Annotated in this window: 18 protein-coding genes; 6 read left to right on the top strand and 12 right to left on the bottom strand. The window is 53.1% G+C overall.

Annotation, left to right across the window (positions count from 1 at the left end; translation table 11 throughout):
- Position 1 precedes the first annotated feature (1 nt).
- Positions 2–499: a thermonuclease family protein gene (locus tag AACH41_RS03290; protein ID WP_338656725.1), complete on the top strand. Its 498-nt coding sequence runs from the start codon at positions 2–4 to the stop codon at positions 497–499.
- A 60-nt stretch (positions 500–559) separates the two neighbouring features.
- Positions 560–1,039 carry a peptidylprolyl isomerase gene (locus AACH41_RS03285; RefSeq protein ID WP_338656723.1) on the top strand — a complete coding sequence of 160 codons (480 nt, stop codon included), beginning with the start codon at positions 560–562 and terminating at the stop codon, positions 1,037–1,039.
- Between the two features lie 207 nt (positions 1,040–1,246).
- Here the strand turns inward: AACH41_RS03285 and AACH41_RS03280 are convergent, their stop codons facing one another.
- The 5 genes from AACH41_RS03280 to ybeY form a co-directional block, all read right to left on the bottom strand.
- A complete protein-coding gene (locus AACH41_RS03280) occupies positions 1,247–1,414 on the bottom strand; it encodes a hypothetical protein (RefSeq protein WP_338656721.1) in 168 nt (55 codons plus the stop codon).
- Between the two features lie 145 nt (positions 1,415–1,559).
- Entirely contained in the window at positions 1,560–1,907 is a 348-nt protein-coding gene (locus AACH41_RS03275) for a LysR family transcriptional regulator (RefSeq protein WP_194749470.1), read from the bottom strand.
- Between the two features lie 7 nt (positions 1,908–1,914).
- Positions 1,915–2,463: an SMC-Scp complex subunit ScpB gene (scpB, locus tag AACH41_RS03270; RefSeq protein ID WP_194749469.1), complete on the bottom strand. Its 549-nt coding sequence runs from the start codon at positions 2,461–2,463 to the stop codon at positions 1,915–1,917.
- Position 2,464: 1 nt separating this feature from the next.
- The gene (locus AACH41_RS03265) at positions 2,465–3,262 is read right to left on the bottom strand and encodes a ScpA family protein (protein ID WP_338656719.1); all 798 of its coding nucleotides are present in this window, start codon (positions 3,260–3,262) and stop codon (positions 2,465–2,467) included.
- Between the two features lie 37 nt (positions 3,263–3,299).
- Positions 3,300–3,734, bottom strand: coding sequence for an rRNA maturation RNase YbeY (ybeY, locus tag AACH41_RS03260; protein WP_338656718.1), 435 nt, complete (start codon positions 3,732–3,734; stop codon positions 3,300–3,302).
- 64 nt (positions 3,735–3,798) lie between these two features.
- On the opposite strand from ybeY, the gene tpiA reads away from it, so the two are divergent.
- Complete coding sequence (tpiA, locus tag AACH41_RS03255) at positions 3,799–4,581, top strand: triose-phosphate isomerase (protein WP_194749466.1); 783 nt, start codon at positions 3,799–3,801, stop codon at positions 4,579–4,581.
- On the opposite strand, the gene AACH41_RS03250 is transcribed toward tpiA, so the two are convergent.
- From AACH41_RS03250 to AACH41_RS03230, 5 genes are all read right to left on the bottom strand, one after another.
- Positions 4,570–4,860 carry a hypothetical protein gene (locus tag AACH41_RS03250; RefSeq protein WP_338656715.1) on the bottom strand — a complete coding sequence of 97 codons (291 nt, stop codon included), beginning with the start codon at positions 4,858–4,860 and terminating at the stop codon, positions 4,570–4,572. The two genes, tpiA and AACH41_RS03250, sit on opposite strands and share 12 nt — an antisense overlap.
- 270 nt (positions 4,861–5,130) lie before the next feature.
- Entirely contained in the window at positions 5,131–6,285 is a 1,155-nt protein-coding gene (locus AACH41_RS03245; protein WP_338656713.1) for a cupin domain-containing protein, read from the bottom strand.
- Positions 6,286–6,296: 11 nt separating this feature from the next.
- Positions 6,297–7,040 carry a hypothetical protein gene (locus AACH41_RS03240; protein WP_338656712.1) on the bottom strand — a complete coding sequence of 248 codons (744 nt, stop codon included), beginning with the start codon at positions 7,038–7,040 and terminating at the stop codon, positions 6,297–6,299.
- A complete protein-coding gene (gene phoR / locus AACH41_RS03235) occupies positions 7,037–8,335 on the bottom strand; it encodes a phosphate regulon sensor histidine kinase PhoR (RefSeq protein ID WP_338656710.1) in 1,299 nt (432 codons plus the stop codon). Before phoR ends, AACH41_RS03240 begins: the two co-directional genes overlap by 4 nt.
- A 98-nt stretch (positions 8,336–8,433) precedes the next feature.
- Positions 8,434–9,567 (bottom strand): TIGR03790 family protein, encoded by a 1,134-nt coding sequence (locus AACH41_RS03230; RefSeq protein WP_194749462.1) that lies wholly within the window; start codon positions 9,565–9,567, stop codon positions 8,434–8,436.
- A gap of 65 nt (positions 9,568–9,632) precedes the next feature.
- Here AACH41_RS03230 and AACH41_RS03225 point away from each other — a divergent pair, with 65 nt between their 5' ends.
- On the top strand, positions 9,633–10,325 hold the full coding sequence (locus tag AACH41_RS03225; protein WP_338656707.1) for an SDR family oxidoreductase: 693 nt from the start codon (positions 9,633–9,635) through the stop codon (positions 10,323–10,325).
- Positions 10,326–10,330: 5 nt separating this feature from the next.
- On the opposite strand, the gene AACH41_RS03220 is transcribed toward AACH41_RS03225, so the two are convergent.
- Together AACH41_RS03220 and AACH41_RS03215 are read right to left on the bottom strand one after the other, a co-directional pair.
- On the bottom strand, positions 10,331–11,524 hold the full coding sequence (locus AACH41_RS03220) for a GNAT family N-acetyltransferase (protein WP_338656706.1): 1,194 nt from the start codon (positions 11,522–11,524) through the stop codon (positions 10,331–10,333).
- Between the two features lie 114 nt (positions 11,525–11,638).
- Positions 11,639–12,247, bottom strand: coding sequence for an EF-hand domain-containing protein (locus AACH41_RS03215; protein ID WP_228518928.1), 609 nt, complete (start codon positions 12,245–12,247; stop codon positions 11,639–11,641).
- Between the two features lie 429 nt (positions 12,248–12,676).
- Between AACH41_RS03215 and ompR the strand changes: the two genes are divergently transcribed.
- Positions 12,677–13,402: a two-component system response regulator OmpR gene (ompR, locus tag AACH41_RS03210; protein ID WP_313987169.1), complete on the top strand. Its 726-nt coding sequence runs from the start codon at positions 12,677–12,679 to the stop codon at positions 13,400–13,402.
- Between the two features lie 21 nt (positions 13,403–13,423).
- Positions 13,424–14,737 carry an ATP-binding protein gene (locus AACH41_RS03205; protein ID WP_313987167.1) on the top strand — a complete coding sequence of 438 codons (1,314 nt, stop codon included), beginning with the start codon at positions 13,424–13,426 and terminating at the stop codon, positions 14,735–14,737.
- Positions 14,738–14,768: the final 31 nt, after the last annotated feature.

The following is a 14,768-nucleotide window of genomic DNA, read 5'->3' as shown; positions in this document are numbered from 1 at the left end:
TATGGCCACTCGCGTTCGTGTGTTGTGCAGATGGCTGGCCCCCTGCCTGTGGCTCATGCTCTGCAATAGCAGTATTGCCGCCCCAGAACTTGAAAAAATCATTGATGGCGACACGGTATTGATACAGGCGCAAGGCAGCCATTATCGCTTGCGTTTGCTGGACATTGATGCGCCTGAGCTGCACCAAGCATTTGGCAAGCAATCCCGCCGTAGCTTGAGCCAACTGTGTGCCGGTGCAAAGATTACGGTCAACACCCAAGGCCAAGATCAATATGGCAGGCAACTGGGCCACCTCTACTGCGATGGCACAGAGGCCAGCCAGTTTCAGGTGGCGCAAGGGATGGCTTGGTTTAATGCGCGCTACTCAACACGCACCTCCTTGCAGGCCTTGCAACAGCAGGCACAACAACAAGGCTTGGGTTTGTGGCAATCAAGCGAGGCGATGCCACCCTGGCAATGGCGAAAATTATACGGTCAACATTATCGTCACCAAGACTGACACTGTCGCCACAATATCCTTTAGAATATTGTTTTAACAGCGAACTTTAGGATTCAACACATGCAAGTAGCAATGAACACCGTGGTCTCCATGACCTATAAACTGCAAAATAGCGATGGCGACATTCTGGAAGAAAGCCAGGCGCCGGTGGCCTACCTGCACGGCGGCTATGACAATATTTTCCCCAAAGTAGAAGAAGCCATGCATGGCAAAAATGTCGGCGACAAGGTAGAAGTAAGTCTGGACCCTGAAGATGCCTTTGGTGAGTACGACGACAATCTGGTGCAAATTGAACCGGCCAGCGCCTTTCCGAGCAAAGACCTTAAAGTCGGCATGCAGTTTGAAGGCGAAGACGAAACCGGCGACGTGATCCTTTACACCATCACCGATATTGCAGATGGTAAAGTCGTGGTCGATGGCAACCATCCCTGGGCCGGCCAGCGTCTGCTGTTCACGGCAACGATTGCCAGCGTACGCTCAGCCAATCAAGAAGAAATCGAGCACCAGCATGTGCATGGTGCCGGAGGTCATCACCACTAATCAACCCGCCAGCGCAAGCTGGCCTATCGCTTCTGGCTGGCGCAACTGACCCTGCGCCAGCACCATCACTTCATCGGCAATCTCTGCTAATTCAGCCCAGGCGATTTTTAAGCTTATCCCACCAGCCCAAGCCGGTCAGCGACTGTTTGACATAAATTCCAACCGGAACGGGCAGGATATCGCGCGAGTTCCAGCTGTTTGGCCCCCCTACACCGTCATCACTCGCATACCGCTTTGCTGGCTATTATTGTCTGGAAACTGCTTCATGGCATCCGTCAGGCTGGCTGCCGCGAATATCATACGTTTTTTGTCTTCAGCCCTGCTGAACAATACATGTGTCATCAAGCGGATGAGACCGGCGACCAGCCATAGCACTTTGTTCCTGTAGAGTGTACCGCATCCCAGATCTTAATCATGTGCGCCTGATTGATGGCAGGCGATAAAGCAAGGCTGTGATGCTATTATCGTTATATTCAAATGCATATTACGAAACTTGAAAAATACGGTTTTTTTGAAAAAATCAGTTTTTTTGCAGGTGCTGGGTGATAAAGCCAAGCTCATCCGCCGCCGCTTGCGCAGACTTTTGCAGGATGTGCTCATAGGCCTGGATCAGCGCCAAGCCGAAGGCCGTGACCTGTGCACCGCCGCCGTGCGCGCCTCCAGCGGCACTGATGACGACCGCCTCGTCAAAACAATGATTCATCAAATCAACAAGCTCCCATGCCCGGCGATAAGACATGCGCATTTGCTTGGCAGCGGCCGAAATGGAACCGTATTGCACAATGTGCCGCAACAACTCGATTTTGCCTGGACCGAGCGCGATGTGGCCTTGATGGCTGATCCTGATTTTAAGCAGTGAGGCGGACATAGGTAAACTACTCTGACTGAATATCTGTTTGCACAAAGGTTTCAAAAGGCGGCAACTCGGCCAGCGAACGCAAGTTCAAATCATCGAGAAAATGTTTGGTCGTGGCATACAGTGACGGGCGTCCGGGGACTTCACGCTGGCCGACCACATCTATCCAGTCACGCTCCTGCAATTGCCGAATCACATTCGGATTCACCGCCACGCCGCGGATCTGCTCGATATCGCCCCGCGTCACCGGTTGACGATAGGCAATAATCGCCAGTGTTTCCATCACTGCGCGTGAGTATTTTGGCTGCCGCTCAGGATTCAGACGCGCCAGGTATTCGCTGTATTGAGCTTTGGCCTGAAAGCGGTAGCCGCTGGCCACTTGTACCAGATCCAGCGTTTTATCCGACCAGTCGGCCTTGAGTTCATCGAGCAACATGCGCAATGTCGCACGCTCCATGCGTCCGGCAAACAATTTGAGCAAATCGTCCAGAGACAACGGCTGCGGCGAGGTAAGCAAGGCAGCCTCCAGCACTTGTTTCATCTCGGTAATGTTTTCCGGAGTATGCACGTCAAGCCTCCCGGCCAGTGGTATTGGCTTGCAGGTAAATGGTACCAAAAGCCTCCTGCTGCGTGATCAGAATCAAGCCTTCTTTGGCCAGCTCCAGCATGGCCAGGAAATTCACCACCAGCTTGGACACACCCTCAGTCCCCACATCGAACAGCTCGTCAAACCGCAATACCGGCGTTGCCGACAAGCGCCGCAACAACAGACTCATATGCTCGCGTACAGAGAGTTCCGCACGCCCCAGTTTATGGTGCTGATTAAGCCTGGCGCGCTTGAGCACATTGCGCCAGGCCTCTACCAGATCATCCAGACTGACTTCAGGCGGCTTGACCAGTGACAGCCGCTCGTAATACGCCGCAGCCACCTCAATATCTACGCCGACTTTGGGCAAGGCATCCAGCCGCTGTGCAGCCTGCTTGATCGCCTCATACTCCATCAGCCGTTTGACCAACTCAGCGCGCGGGTCGTCTTCCTCCTCCAGCTCTTGCGGCTTGGGCAACAGCATGCGTGACTTGATCTCAATCAGCATGGCTGACATGAGCAAATAGTCGGCAGCCAACTCCAGATTCACCACTTTCATTTTGTCCACATAGCCCATGTACTGCGTGGTCAGCTCAGCCATGGGGATATCGAGAATATCCAGATTGTGCTTGCGGATCAGGTACAGCAGCAAATCCAGTGGCCCCTCAAAGGTCTCCAGATACACTTCCAGCGCATCCGGCGGAATATACAAATCTTGCGGCAAAGCCGAGAGCGGCTCGCCATTGATTCTGATCAGGGTGCTGTTGACGGAAAGCTCCATGCACGGATTGTAGCGACTTGTCGCCGGCGCTTAAAGTTTATTCTGCATAAGGGTTGGGGAAGCCCAGCTTTTGCAGGATGCCGATCTCCAGTGCCTCCATCAGCGCCGCCTGTGCCTCCACCTCATGGTCGTAGCCATGCATGTGCAGGACGCCATGCACCGTCATGTGCGCATAATGCGCCAGCACGGACTTGCCCTGCTCAGCGGCCTCTCTGCTAATCACCGGCGCGCAGATCACAATGTCGCCCATCAGGCAGGGCTCCTCTGCCAACGGGAAGGTCAGCACATTGGTCGCGTAATCCTTGCCGCGGTAATTCGCATTCAGTTGCTGGCCTTCTTCAGCATCGACAATACGGATCGTCAGGCTGGTATCTACGCGCAAGCTGGCGCGGATCCAGCGCTTGAATTGCGACACGCTGGGCACATCTGCCGCAGGTGTCGCCACTTGTAATGAAAAATCGAGTTGAGGCATAGCATCAAGTTTTATGTACAATATCCGACATTATAGAAAGAAAACCCTCAAAGGAAATGGTGTGATGACAAATCGCCCCAAGCTGGTGGTTGCCAACCGCAAAATGAACGGCAACCTGCCAGACAATGCCCGCTTTATGCAAAGTGTGTTGCAAGAGACGCGCCATCACCGGGCGCGCTATGCGGTGTGCCCGCCACATCCCTATTTGCAGCAGGCGCAACAATTACTGCAACACAGCCATGTGGCCTGGGGCGGACAAAACATGAGCCGCTTTGAGCGTGGTGCCTACACAGGTTCCGTGTCGCCGCTCATGCTCAAGGAGTTTGGCTGCACCTACGTCATTATCGGCCACTCTGAACGCCGCTTACGTGGGCACGAAAGTGATGAAAGCTGCGGTGAGCGTTTTGAAGCAGCCCTCAAGGCTGGGCTGACGCCCATCCTGTGTATAGGCGAAACCCTGGAAGAATACGAACTGGGCGAAACCGATCTCGTGGTAGTGAGGCAGTTGAACCCCGTCATTTCACATGTAGGCATCCAAGCGCTCGCCAAAGGCGTCATTGCCTATGAGCCGATATGGGCCATCGGCACGGGTAAAGCCGCCAGTCCGCAACATGCCCAAGCAATTTTGTCTTTCATCCGCGGCCACATTGGGCTACTGGACGAACAGGTTGCAGAACAGATAACCTTGCTCTATGGTGGCAGCGTCAATCCCGGCAATGCTGCGCAATTGATGAGCATGCCAGATGTCGATGGCGGGCTGATCGGCGGTGCATCGCTGATTGTCGAAGACTTTATTCAAATCTGCCAGATTGCCAACGAGTTATCCTCCCTCAAGTCAGCTGCCTGAAAACACGTACCGTCCCGCCCCTGAGTAGTTGAGGTGCTCAGCGCGCAGCCAATAAAAAAGCCGACTTTCGTCGGCTTTTCTACATCCAAGTAAAACCAGATTACGGATGTCTGGATTACTTAGCTTCTTCAGCAGGAGCAGCTTCAGCAGGTGCAGCTTCAGCAGGAGCAGCTTCGGCTGGTGCAGCTTCAGCAGGAGCTTCAGCAGCAGGAGCTTCAGCAGCTGGGGCTTCAGCAGCAGGCGCTTCAGCAGCAGGTGCTTCTTCAGCTGGTTTTTCACCACAAGCAGTCAAAGCCAAAGCCAACAATGCAGCCAACAATGCAGAACGTGTCATCTTTATTTCCTTAGTATGTATGAGCAAAAAATTATGTACGGGTAACGCTGCGGGTGCAGAATCAACCGAGTGAAAAAATTGTATCAGCAATTGATTAAAAAAAGAACGAAAAACCAGTGAAAAAGAAAGGATTTTTTTGTGTCAGAACAACAACTCTGTGTTTTTTTCACAAAAAATCCGCCAAATCCTTTGCAATCAATGCAAAATTAACCGGCTCAATCAGAAAAATGCACGTATCCAGACAGGTAAATCCCCTGCAACCAGGGCAACAAGGGATGAATGGCTGCTGTTTGGCAGTCTGCGGCCGTCAACAGCCGCTGGTTAGCGAATGTATTGAGCAAAGGCCCCGCCTCCGCTGACACACTCACGCGCTCGCCATTGATAAAATACTGGCCTTGCCAATGCAACATCTGCGTCTGCAAGTCCATCACCAGTCCAGATTGCTGGGCGCGTTGCAAAAACTTCTCTGCACTCAGTTTGCGGTTGGGCGAAAACACAACATAAGCTTTGGGCTCTGAAAAATATTTTGCCAAAAACGGTCCCAGTTGCTCAGCCTCCCAGGGCAAGCGGCGCAACATGCCAGCCACTTGACTGACCATCTGCGGGTCAATCGCTGCGGCATCTTGAACGGGTTGCAACTCGGGGTCGCGATACAGTTCGTCAGGCAGCATCTCCTGGCGGCAGGCCTCAAGAAACTCAATGGCCAGTTCACGCGCGGCGGGCGCCCGGAAGCCGATGGAGTAGGTCATGCAATCATCATCTTCTGCAATGCCCCAATGCGCGACATTGGGCGGCAGATAGAGCATGTCGCCCGGTGCCAGCACCCACTCCTGCTCGCATTCAAAGTGCGACAAAATGCGCAAGGGTGCATCGGCAATCAATCTTAAATCCGTTTGCTGGCTGATACGCCAGCGGCGATGCCCCGCGCCCTGCAGCAAGAAAACATCATAGCTGTCGATATGTGGCCCGACGCCACCACCGGTCGGCGCATAACTGACCATGACATCATCGAGTCTGGCGTTAGGGACAAAGCTGAACTGCGACAGCAAGGCTTGCGCCTCTGGCAGCACATGGTTCACCCCCTGCACAAGCAGGGTCCAGTCGCGTGCAGGCAAACTGGTAAAGTCTTCGTCATCAAACGGGCCTTGCCTGACCTGCCAGCCATCTCCCTGATTCATGCGCTTAGAATCAAACTGTATCAATCTGGCCGGCACCTCAGCCTCACAGGCCAGCCCCGCCAGCTCGCCTGGTGTCAGTAATCCCTCAAAACCAGGGATAGCGCCCCGGATTAATAATGGTTTCTTTTGCCAGTAGTCTGCCATGAATTGCGCAGGGCTTAATCCGTTCAGTAGGGTCAGGGCTTGATGCATGATGATGAAGATTATCTAAAAGGAAGAAAAGGGGCGGTCGTGATGCTTTGTGTCAGCCGCGAGATCAAGCGCTGCGACTTCTCGGCCAAGGTCAAGGCCAGCAAATCTGTGCGGGCAACCAGCTTGCTAAACTCGCGCTCAAAGCTCAGATTCTGTACTTCACCTGTCAGGCTATTGGTCAGCAACAACAGTTCACCCTGGGCATTTTTGGCATTCGCCAGTTTCCACATGGCGATTTCAATATTTCTGGCGGCATTGTATAGGTTTTGCGGATCTATGCTATCTAGCAAGAAAAAAGACGACTTGTTACCATGCGCGCGGTAAAGCATGGACTGGATCCCCACCACCAGTGCCAGTACGCGATCTCCGCCGAATTGCGGGTTTAATGCCAGCTTGATCGCAGCGGTGTCTTGCGCATGCCCGAGCGCCTCCAGTTGCCAGCCATGCACGTGAGCCTGCTCAAACACATAGGTAGCGATCTGTTCGGGCCCACCCAAGCCAGATTTCTGCGCTTCAGCCGGGTTGCGTTTATACAGTTTGAGCATCAGCAAGCGCAAGGTGCTGACGTTTTCGGCATATTCAATATCCGCCAGGCGATCCAGATCGGTTTTCACCAGTTGATGCAAGGCATTCCGGTCTTGCCGCACTGGCACCGGACGTCCATTCGGCGAATCGACATAACCTGAATGAGGGGAGGTCGTACAGGCGACCAGCAGCAATAGCAACATCAGGCCACTGCAGCCGATGCAACTCATGCAGGCAAGATCCTTTGCGCAGGAAACACGATACGGAAACAGCTCCCCAGCCCAGGCTCACTCTCCACCTGCAAGCTGGCCTGATGATGATGCAGAATATGTTTGACGATAGACAAGCCCAAACCGGTGCCACCTGTGTCGCGGCTCCGTCCACTGTCCACACGGTAAAAACGCTCGGTCAGTCTGGGTAAATGGTGCGCTTCAATACCGATGCCATTATCTTGGACGCTGAACACCACGTCCTCCCCCCGCATTTGCCAATAAATATCAATCTTGCCTTGTGGCGGGGTATAGCGTACAGCATTGGTGGTCAGGTTGCTCATGGCACTCATGAGTTCATTATAACTGCCCGTCAAGTTAACGTTCGCCTCCATATGCAAGGTGACCTGATGCTGCCCCTGGCTCAATGCCTGGGCATCGCGATGCAATTGCTGCAGCATGGCCTTCATGTCAATCTCGGTTTCATCCTTGAGCGTGACATTATTCTCCAGGCGTGACAAGGTCAGCAAGTCCTCGATAATGCGGCGCATGCGCGTCGTTTGCGCCTGCATCATGTCAAAATAAGGCTGGATATCGGGAGAAATCTCCCCCTGCATGTCACTGATGGTTTCCAGAAAGCCTCCAATCACGGTGAGCGGTGTACGCAACTCATGTGACACGTTGGCAATGAAATCGCGGCGCATGACTTCGGTTTTTTCAATGGCGGATACATCTCGGCAAATCAGCAGTCGCTGCTTGCTGGCAAACGGAATAATCTGCAACTCCAGCGTGATATCGGGACTGCGCCAGGATTTAAGCTTGAGTGGTTCGCTGTATTCTTCGGCTTGCAGGTATTCCACAAATTCGGCCTGGCGCAATAAATAATAAATCGGCTGACTTTCGTCATGATGGCGCTTGAGGCCCAGGCGTTGCACGGCAGGCTCATTAAACCATTCGATTTCATTACGATTATTCAGCACGACCACGCCATCCGGCAAAGCACTGGTGGCATGACGCAAGCGCTCCAAGGTACTGCTTAACTGGCTTTGGCTACGCGAATGGCGGCGCATTTCATGATAGAGATTGGCAAAAATGTCTTCCCAGATACCTTTGCCGTTGGGGATAAAATTCAGGCTGGGCTTAAGGGCCCACTGGTACAGACGGTGTATCCAGTATAAATGTCCGGCCAGATAGGCCAGCACACCACATAAATAAGTCAACCACGCCAGATGCGAATTTGTGAACCAGCCAAGGAGCAGGCAACCAAATGCCCACAGAAACAAAGTCCAAAACGCTTTTAAACGAATATCTTGCACAAGCCAATCTCACCGGATAGATGGCAGCGATTATACGACACAACGATGCAGGCACAATGACAGGAAAATGACGTAAGCGCAGGTGCAATGACCATCGCTCACTCATCCACCACCTGGACGCTTTTGGCGTAGGGTTTGGCCAGCGGCTCGCCAATAAACACGCCCTGCATCGGCCATTTCACGCTTTTCCAGTAGGCCTCAATCAGGGTTTCACCGGCCAGATAATGGCCAATTAACACCTGCGGGTTGGGGAATTTTTGCCAATAATTACAAGGCTCAGACACAGTGCCATAACTGCCGGTAACCCCCGCATCCAGCCAACGCGAGGCGGGCATTTGCGGATTGTAATTAGACAAAATGCCTCCGGTCGAGGTCAAATGATCGGCAATGGCGCCGGGCAAATAATTGTTGGTAAGCAGATAATCGACCGATTTTTGCCCGGTGAAATAAAACATGACTGAGGGCTGTTTTTCTATCGTCTCCTGACTCAAGGTATGCAAGGTCAGTTTTTTGGATTTGACCGTCATGCCCTCTTGCGGGAAAAAAGGTTCACGTGGCTTGGAGCGTGCCGCATCCTGGGTTTTTAGAAAAAACCCATTCGCGTCATTTAAACTGAATTCACTCATGACGCCACGGTCTATGAGTGCCTTGGCCGCAGCGACACTGGTGATGGGCAACAACATGGACAAACGCAAATGGTGATCCGTCCATGGCCGCAATGAGGGGCTGTTAAAGTAAGGGCTGTCGCGGCCAGGGTCACAGGTCTTGCGGCATTGATTGAGATCCAGCCCGAGCGTCAGCGCACTGGTAAGGCTGTTACATTGCACGGCAAACGGGGTGCGCCAGACCAGCAAGACCACTTGCTGCGTGGTCAACTTGGCGTCCAACTGGGCTTTGAGTGACTCAAACTCGGGAACCGTCAGCGCATCTTTAAAATGGCGGGGCAATTCCACCCCGATCAGATTTTCCGCAGGGACTTGCCTAGCTTGCAGGTAGTAACGGGCGACCTCTTCGCTTTGCGCGTCATTGAGGTTATACACCACTGCCACATCTTCCGGCTTTAATAATGAGGGCCGCAACGGGATTTGCTTGCTGAGGTCTACCGCGCCAGCAACACTGCTCACCATAAAAAGCAGGCAGATACCCACTGCCCCCCACTGACTGATCAGCCACTGCTTTACTGCCTTCAACTCAACACTCCATTGCGATTGCAAAGATACTACGCCTGTCATTTCAACCCGCGTAGAATGACATCATAACTTAAATTAAACCACTGCATGAAGGCGAGGTTCACAGCATGAATACACAAACCATCTTAATCACTGGCGGCAATCGCGGCCTCGGCCTCGAGTATGCCAGGCAATATGCCGAAAGCGGCCAGCAGGTCTACGTCACGGTACGCGATCCCGCCCAGGCCCCCGCGTTACAACAACTGGCCAGTCAACATAGCAACCTGCAGCTGCTTGCGCTGGATGTGGCCGATGTCGATTCAATCCGGGCGCTGGCAAGCCAGCTGCCTGCACTGACGCTGGACATTCTGATCAGCAATGCAGGCACCTATCCTGAGAGCAGTTTTGGCCAGACCGACGTGCAAGCCTGGTTACACGCTTTTCAGGTCAACACGCTGAGCACTTACTATCTTGCAGAGGCTTTCTTGCCGCAGCTGCGACGTGCCCCGCAGGCAAAGCTGATCGCCATGACCAGCAAAATGGGCAGCATAGAAGACAATGGCAGTGGCGGTGAATATATCTATCGCAGCAGCAAAACTGCGCTGAATATGGTCGTCAAAAGCCTGTCTATCGATTTGCGCGGCTTTAACATTGTCGTTGCTGCACTGCATCCGGGCTGGGTGCGCACAGACATGGGCGGTCCAAACGGCCTGATTGATACCGAAACCAGCGTGCAAGGCCTGCGCCAGGTGATTGCCAGTTTGACTGCTGCACAATCGGGCCAGTTTATCGCCTATGATGGCAAACCGATTCCCTGGTAACCCAATCAAGTCAATGACGGTCTCTGCGGCAGGCCAGTGTCATTGATATCCGGCATGTTTTTGTATGGACTGCGCTCCTCTAGCTCATTGACATATTGCTGCATGCCCTCGGCCTCCCGGCGCAGAAAGCGCGCCACACTCTGGTGAAAATCGGGATGGCTGAGCCAGTGGTAAGAACAGGTGGGGTAAGCGACAAAGCCACGGGCAAGCTTATGCTCGCCTTGTGCACCGCCTTCAAAATAGCGGATCTGCTCGCGGATACAGAATTGCTGCGGCTGGTAATAGCACAACTCGAAATGCAGACAAGAAATATCGCGCAAACTCCCCCAGTAACGGCCATATAGCGTCGCTTCACCCAGCACACACAGACTGGCCGCCACATCCTCGCCATGCTGCGAAGCAATAAATAACTGCAAATGCCCGGGCAGGTAGCGCTGCAAATGCTCGAAAAATGCCAGGGTCAGATAAGGTGAACTATGGTGGCGGAGATACGTCTGGCAATAGCATTGATAAAACAAGGCCAGGTCTTGCGCAGTCATGTCATGACCACTCACCACGCGGCAGGTCACACCCTGTTGCGCAACTTTTTGCCGTTCTTGCCGGATTTTTTTGCGCTTGTCCCGGCTCAATACCGCCATAAAAGCGTCCCAGTCGGCATATCCCGCATTTTCCCAGCGGAACTGCACGCCCTCACGCCTTAACCACCCTTGCCGTTCACAAAAGTCAGCCGACATGGCATCGGGGAACAACAGATGCGCGCCGGACAGGGCATGCTCCTGACAAAAAGCCTGCAGCTGCTTGAGCATGGTCTCGGCAATCAACGCAGGCGCGTCACAGGCCGGGTCTATCAGCAGGCGTGGGCCAGTGACGGGTGAGAAAGGAATGGCGGAGATCAGCTTGGGGTAATACTGCCCACCCGCTTGCTCATAGGCCTCGGCCCATGACCAGTCAAAGACATACTCGCCGTAAGAGTGCGTTTTGAGATAACAAGGTATGGCTGCCACCAACTGCCCCTGGTCAAACGCAGTTAAATGATAGGGCATCCAGCCCGTCTGCGCACCGACACAAGCGGTGGCCTCAAACGCCAGCAAAAACTGGTAGTCGAGCATGGGATGCATGCCCGCCAGGCGCTGCCAGTCGGCAGGGTCTATCTCCTGCAAGCCACGGGACCAGACAAAGGATAATTGCGAGGGCAGCATCAAGCGGGTCCAGAGTCAGCGACAAAGCCACTAAACAGCAAAAATAATGAAGGCAATCTGCTTGTTTGACACGCCGAAACGCTGAATGGCATGTGCATGTTGAGACAAAGGAAATTAACTTGGACGCTTACGAATGACCGAAACGTCTTTACCACTTGAATTGACAGGGCTATTGGCAGGAATCACTGCCGAGCTTGCTTTGGATTTGTTTCTGGACTTGGCATCAGGCTCTGAGTCGCTGACGATATTTTGCTGATTTTCGATTTTTGCCTCGGTTCTGGCTTCGGCTTCACGTTGACGCTCGACCATTTTGGCATAGGCGGTTTCAAGTTCATCTAGCGTAATCACGCCATTGCCATCAAGATCAACATAGGAAAAATGGCGGGCCACTTGTGGCAAACACAGCGTCGCTTCTTCGCGGTCTAGCGAGTCGTCATTGTCGCGGTTACACTCATTGAACCGTTGTGCGATGCTGTCATGCATGGCCTTGCGCTTTTGCAACATCAACTGGTGGTCGGGATCGGTGTTACGGGCGTAATCAGAAAGGGCCTTGCGCAAACGTGCACGGTCTTCAGGGCTAAAATTGTGCTCCAGCGTTTTGGAAAGGCCGGCATCATCATTGTCAGCCAGACGGATCTCTGTCAATCGGACTGGCAATTTAAGATCAGCCAAAGCAGGGAATGCCAGCAACATGGAGGTTGTCAGCAATACAATTCGTTTCAAATGTTTAATCGCTCTACACATCCAAACGCAATACCTTTATTCCTGTTCCATCGAAAGCACTTGTGTTTAAGCTATTATTGGGTGCTCTCAAGCATGAATCTCATGGCAAACGAGGGACCGATTTTAAAATCAGGTCGATCACATTAACGCAATTGCAACTTTAGCGGCAACAGATTTAACAAAAAATAGCGTTTTCGGATGCCCCTGCCGATAGCAGAAGGCAATCATGCATCAGGATTGTAACTGCAATATTTCATCCCCAACGCCATTTGTAACGAAGTTGTAACTGGCACACTTCATGCGCTCCAATGCTTGGAGTATAATTATCAAGGATAAGTTTTTGGCCTTGCCGTATTTATCTTCCTGCGGTCATCCTGATCGCAATAAAATGCGTTAAGCAAACACTTGCTTCAAATAACAAAGGTCCGTATGTCAGAACAGTTAAAAAAAATCTTGATGGTCGATGATGATTTACGTATGCGCGAGCTGTTACAGCGCTACCTGACTGAACAAGGTTTTAATATCAAGTCCGTATCAGATGGCAAGGAGATGGACAAAACGCTGGCCAATGAACATTTTGATCTGTTGATTCTGGACCTGATGCTGCCGGGCGAAGATGGCCTCGCCATTTGCCGCCGACTGCGTGGAGCCAACCACATGACCCCCATCATTATGCTGACTGCGCGCGGCGATGAAGTGGACCGCATTGTCGGCCTGGAAATGGGGGCGGATGACTACTTGCCCAAACCCTTTAACCCGCGTGAACTGCTGGCCAGAATCAATGCGGTCCTACGCCGTCACGAGATTTCGCCAAAACAGGCAGTTGAAGAAAAATCCGCCGCGTTCCAATTTGGCGAGTTTGTATTCGACACCAGTACCCGCAGCCTAAGTAAAAACGGCGTGCCCATTACGATTACCAGTGGTGAATTCACCTTGCTGAAAGTCTTCACTGAACACCCACGCCAGCCGCTGTCACGTGACCGACTCATGCAACTGGCACGTGGCCGCGAGCTGGATGTATTTGATCGTAGCATAGACGTGCAGGTCTCTCGCCTGCGCCGCATTATCGAGCCTGATCCGGCACATCCTCGCTACCTGCAAACCATGTGGGGCTTTGGTTATGTCTTTATTCCAGATGGTGAAGCACCACAATAATCCGGCCAAGCTTTAATCCCCGTGCGCTTACTGCCCCGCCGACTGCTGTCCCGCATCATGTTGCTGATCGCCATCTTACTGGCGGTCAGTATCTATGCTTCGCTCAAAATCTTTGATTATTTTGACCGCGAACCACGTGCAACCGCCGCTGCCCTGCAAGCCGTCACCATCGTCAATTACACCCGCGCCTCACTGATCGCGTCGCACGAAAATCGCCGCCTGGCCTTGTTATCCGAATTATCAGGCCGTGAAGGCGTGCGAGTCTATGCCGCCGACTTTCTGGAAGATATCGAGCCCTTGCCCGCAGACCCTTTTATTAATCTGGTCGCACTCAAAATCCGCGAACGGCTGGGCGAAGAAACCATTATCACGGTCAATCATTATGATATCCCTGGCTTGTGGATCAGCTTTAATGTCGGCCAGGATGACTTCTGGGTGGTGATCCCCAAAATTCAGGTAGACCGCCCTTTCCCCTGGCACTGGCTAGGCTGGGCGGCCGTGGTCGGCTTGCTTTCACTGGTGGGGGGTTATTTACTGACGGCCCGCATCAACCGGCCGCTGACCATGCTGGTGCATGCCGCAGAACGGCTGCGTAATGGCGAGCCCGCGCCTAAACTGCCGGTGGATAGCGTCGAAGAGTTACGCGAAGTGACACAGACCTTTAACGAGATGGCGGAATCCCTTGCCCGCCTTGATGCGGAACGCACGCTGCTACTGGCCGGGGTCTCACATGACATCCGCACGCCGCTGGCGCGGCTGCGGCTGGCAGTAGAAATGCTGCCGCAAGAAGCCGATTATATGAAACAGGGCATGATTGAAGACATCTCCGATATGGACAATATCATTCACCAGTTTCTGGATTTTGTGCGCGGCGTAGAGGGCGAGCCCACGCGCATGATGGATATTAACGATTTGCTCAATGCACTGGCAGAACGTCAGCGTCGCGCGGGCCGCGAGCTCAAAATTTCGCTGGGGCCCAAATACTTTATTCCCATCCGTCCGCTAGCCATGCAACGCTTGCTCGACAACCTGGTCGGCAATGCTTACAACTATGGCAAAGGCAAGGTCGAGGTGCGCAGCCAGGTCATGGCCGACAAGATCGTCATCAGTGTACTGGATAACGGCCCTGGCATCCCGCCTGAACATGCAGACCGTTTGCTGCGGCCTTTCGAACGCATGGACAGCGCGCGCAACAAATACGAAGGCGGCAGCGGCCTGGGCCTGGCGATTTGCAACCGCATTGCTGCTTTACATAGTGGCCAACTGGCCTTGCTCAACCGCCCGGAAGGCGGGCTGGAAGCCAGGCTTTCACTGCCGATCCTACCTAACACTTAATCTGGGCTACCACTTAATCTTGCCCAACACT

Source organism: Methylophilus sp. DW102 (assembly GCF_037076555.1).
Classification (GTDB): domain Bacteria; phylum Pseudomonadota; class Gammaproteobacteria; order Burkholderiales; family Methylophilaceae; genus Methylophilus; species Methylophilus glucosoxydans.
Note: the sequence above shows the minus strand (reverse complement) of the source record. Positions and strands in the feature narration are given on the sequence as shown.

Bases quoted from the DNA above. Each gene is read 5' to 3' on its own strand.
- AACH41_RS03230 (WP_194749462.1), bottom strand. From the start codon at position 9,567: ATGACAGGCGTAGTATCTTTGCAATCGCAATGGAGTGTTGAGTTGAAG.
- AACH41_RS03275 (WP_194749470.1), bottom strand. From the start codon at position 1,907: ATGTCCGCCTCACTGCTTAAAATCAGGATCAGCCATCAAGGCCACATC.
- tpiA (WP_194749466.1), top strand. From the start codon at position 3,799: ATGACAAATCGCCCCAAGCTGGTGGTTGCCAACCGCAAAATGAACGGC.
- AACH41_RS03245 (WP_338656713.1), bottom strand. From the start codon at position 6,285: ATGCATCAAGCCCTGACCCTACTGAACGGATTAAGCCCTGCGCAATTC.
- AACH41_RS03265 (WP_338656719.1), bottom strand. From the start codon at position 3,262: ATGGAGCTTTCCGTCAACAGCACCCTGATCAGAATCAATGGCGAGCCG.
- AACH41_RS03290 (WP_338656725.1), top strand. From the start codon at position 2: ATGGCCACTCGCGTTCGTGTGTTGTGCAGATGGCTGGCCCCCTGCCTG.
- AACH41_RS03240 (WP_338656712.1), bottom strand. From the start codon at position 7,040: ATGAGTTGCATCGGCTGCAGTGGCCTGATGTTGCTATTGCTGCTGGTC.
- ybeY (WP_338656718.1), bottom strand. From the start codon at position 3,734: ATGCCTCAACTCGATTTTTCATTACAAGTGGCGACACCTGCGGCAGAT.
- AACH41_RS03285 (WP_338656723.1), top strand. From the start codon at position 560: ATGCAAGTAGCAATGAACACCGTGGTCTCCATGACCTATAAACTGCAA.
- ompR (WP_313987169.1), top strand. From the start codon at position 12,677: ATGTCAGAACAGTTAAAAAAAATCTTGATGGTCGATGATGATTTACGT.
- AACH41_RS03225 (WP_338656707.1), top strand. From the start codon at position 9,633: ATGAATACACAAACCATCTTAATCACTGGCGGCAATCGCGGCCTCGGC.
- AACH41_RS03220 (WP_338656706.1), bottom strand. From the start codon at position 11,524: ATGCTGCCCTCGCAATTATCCTTTGTCTGGTCCCGTGGCTTGCAGGAG.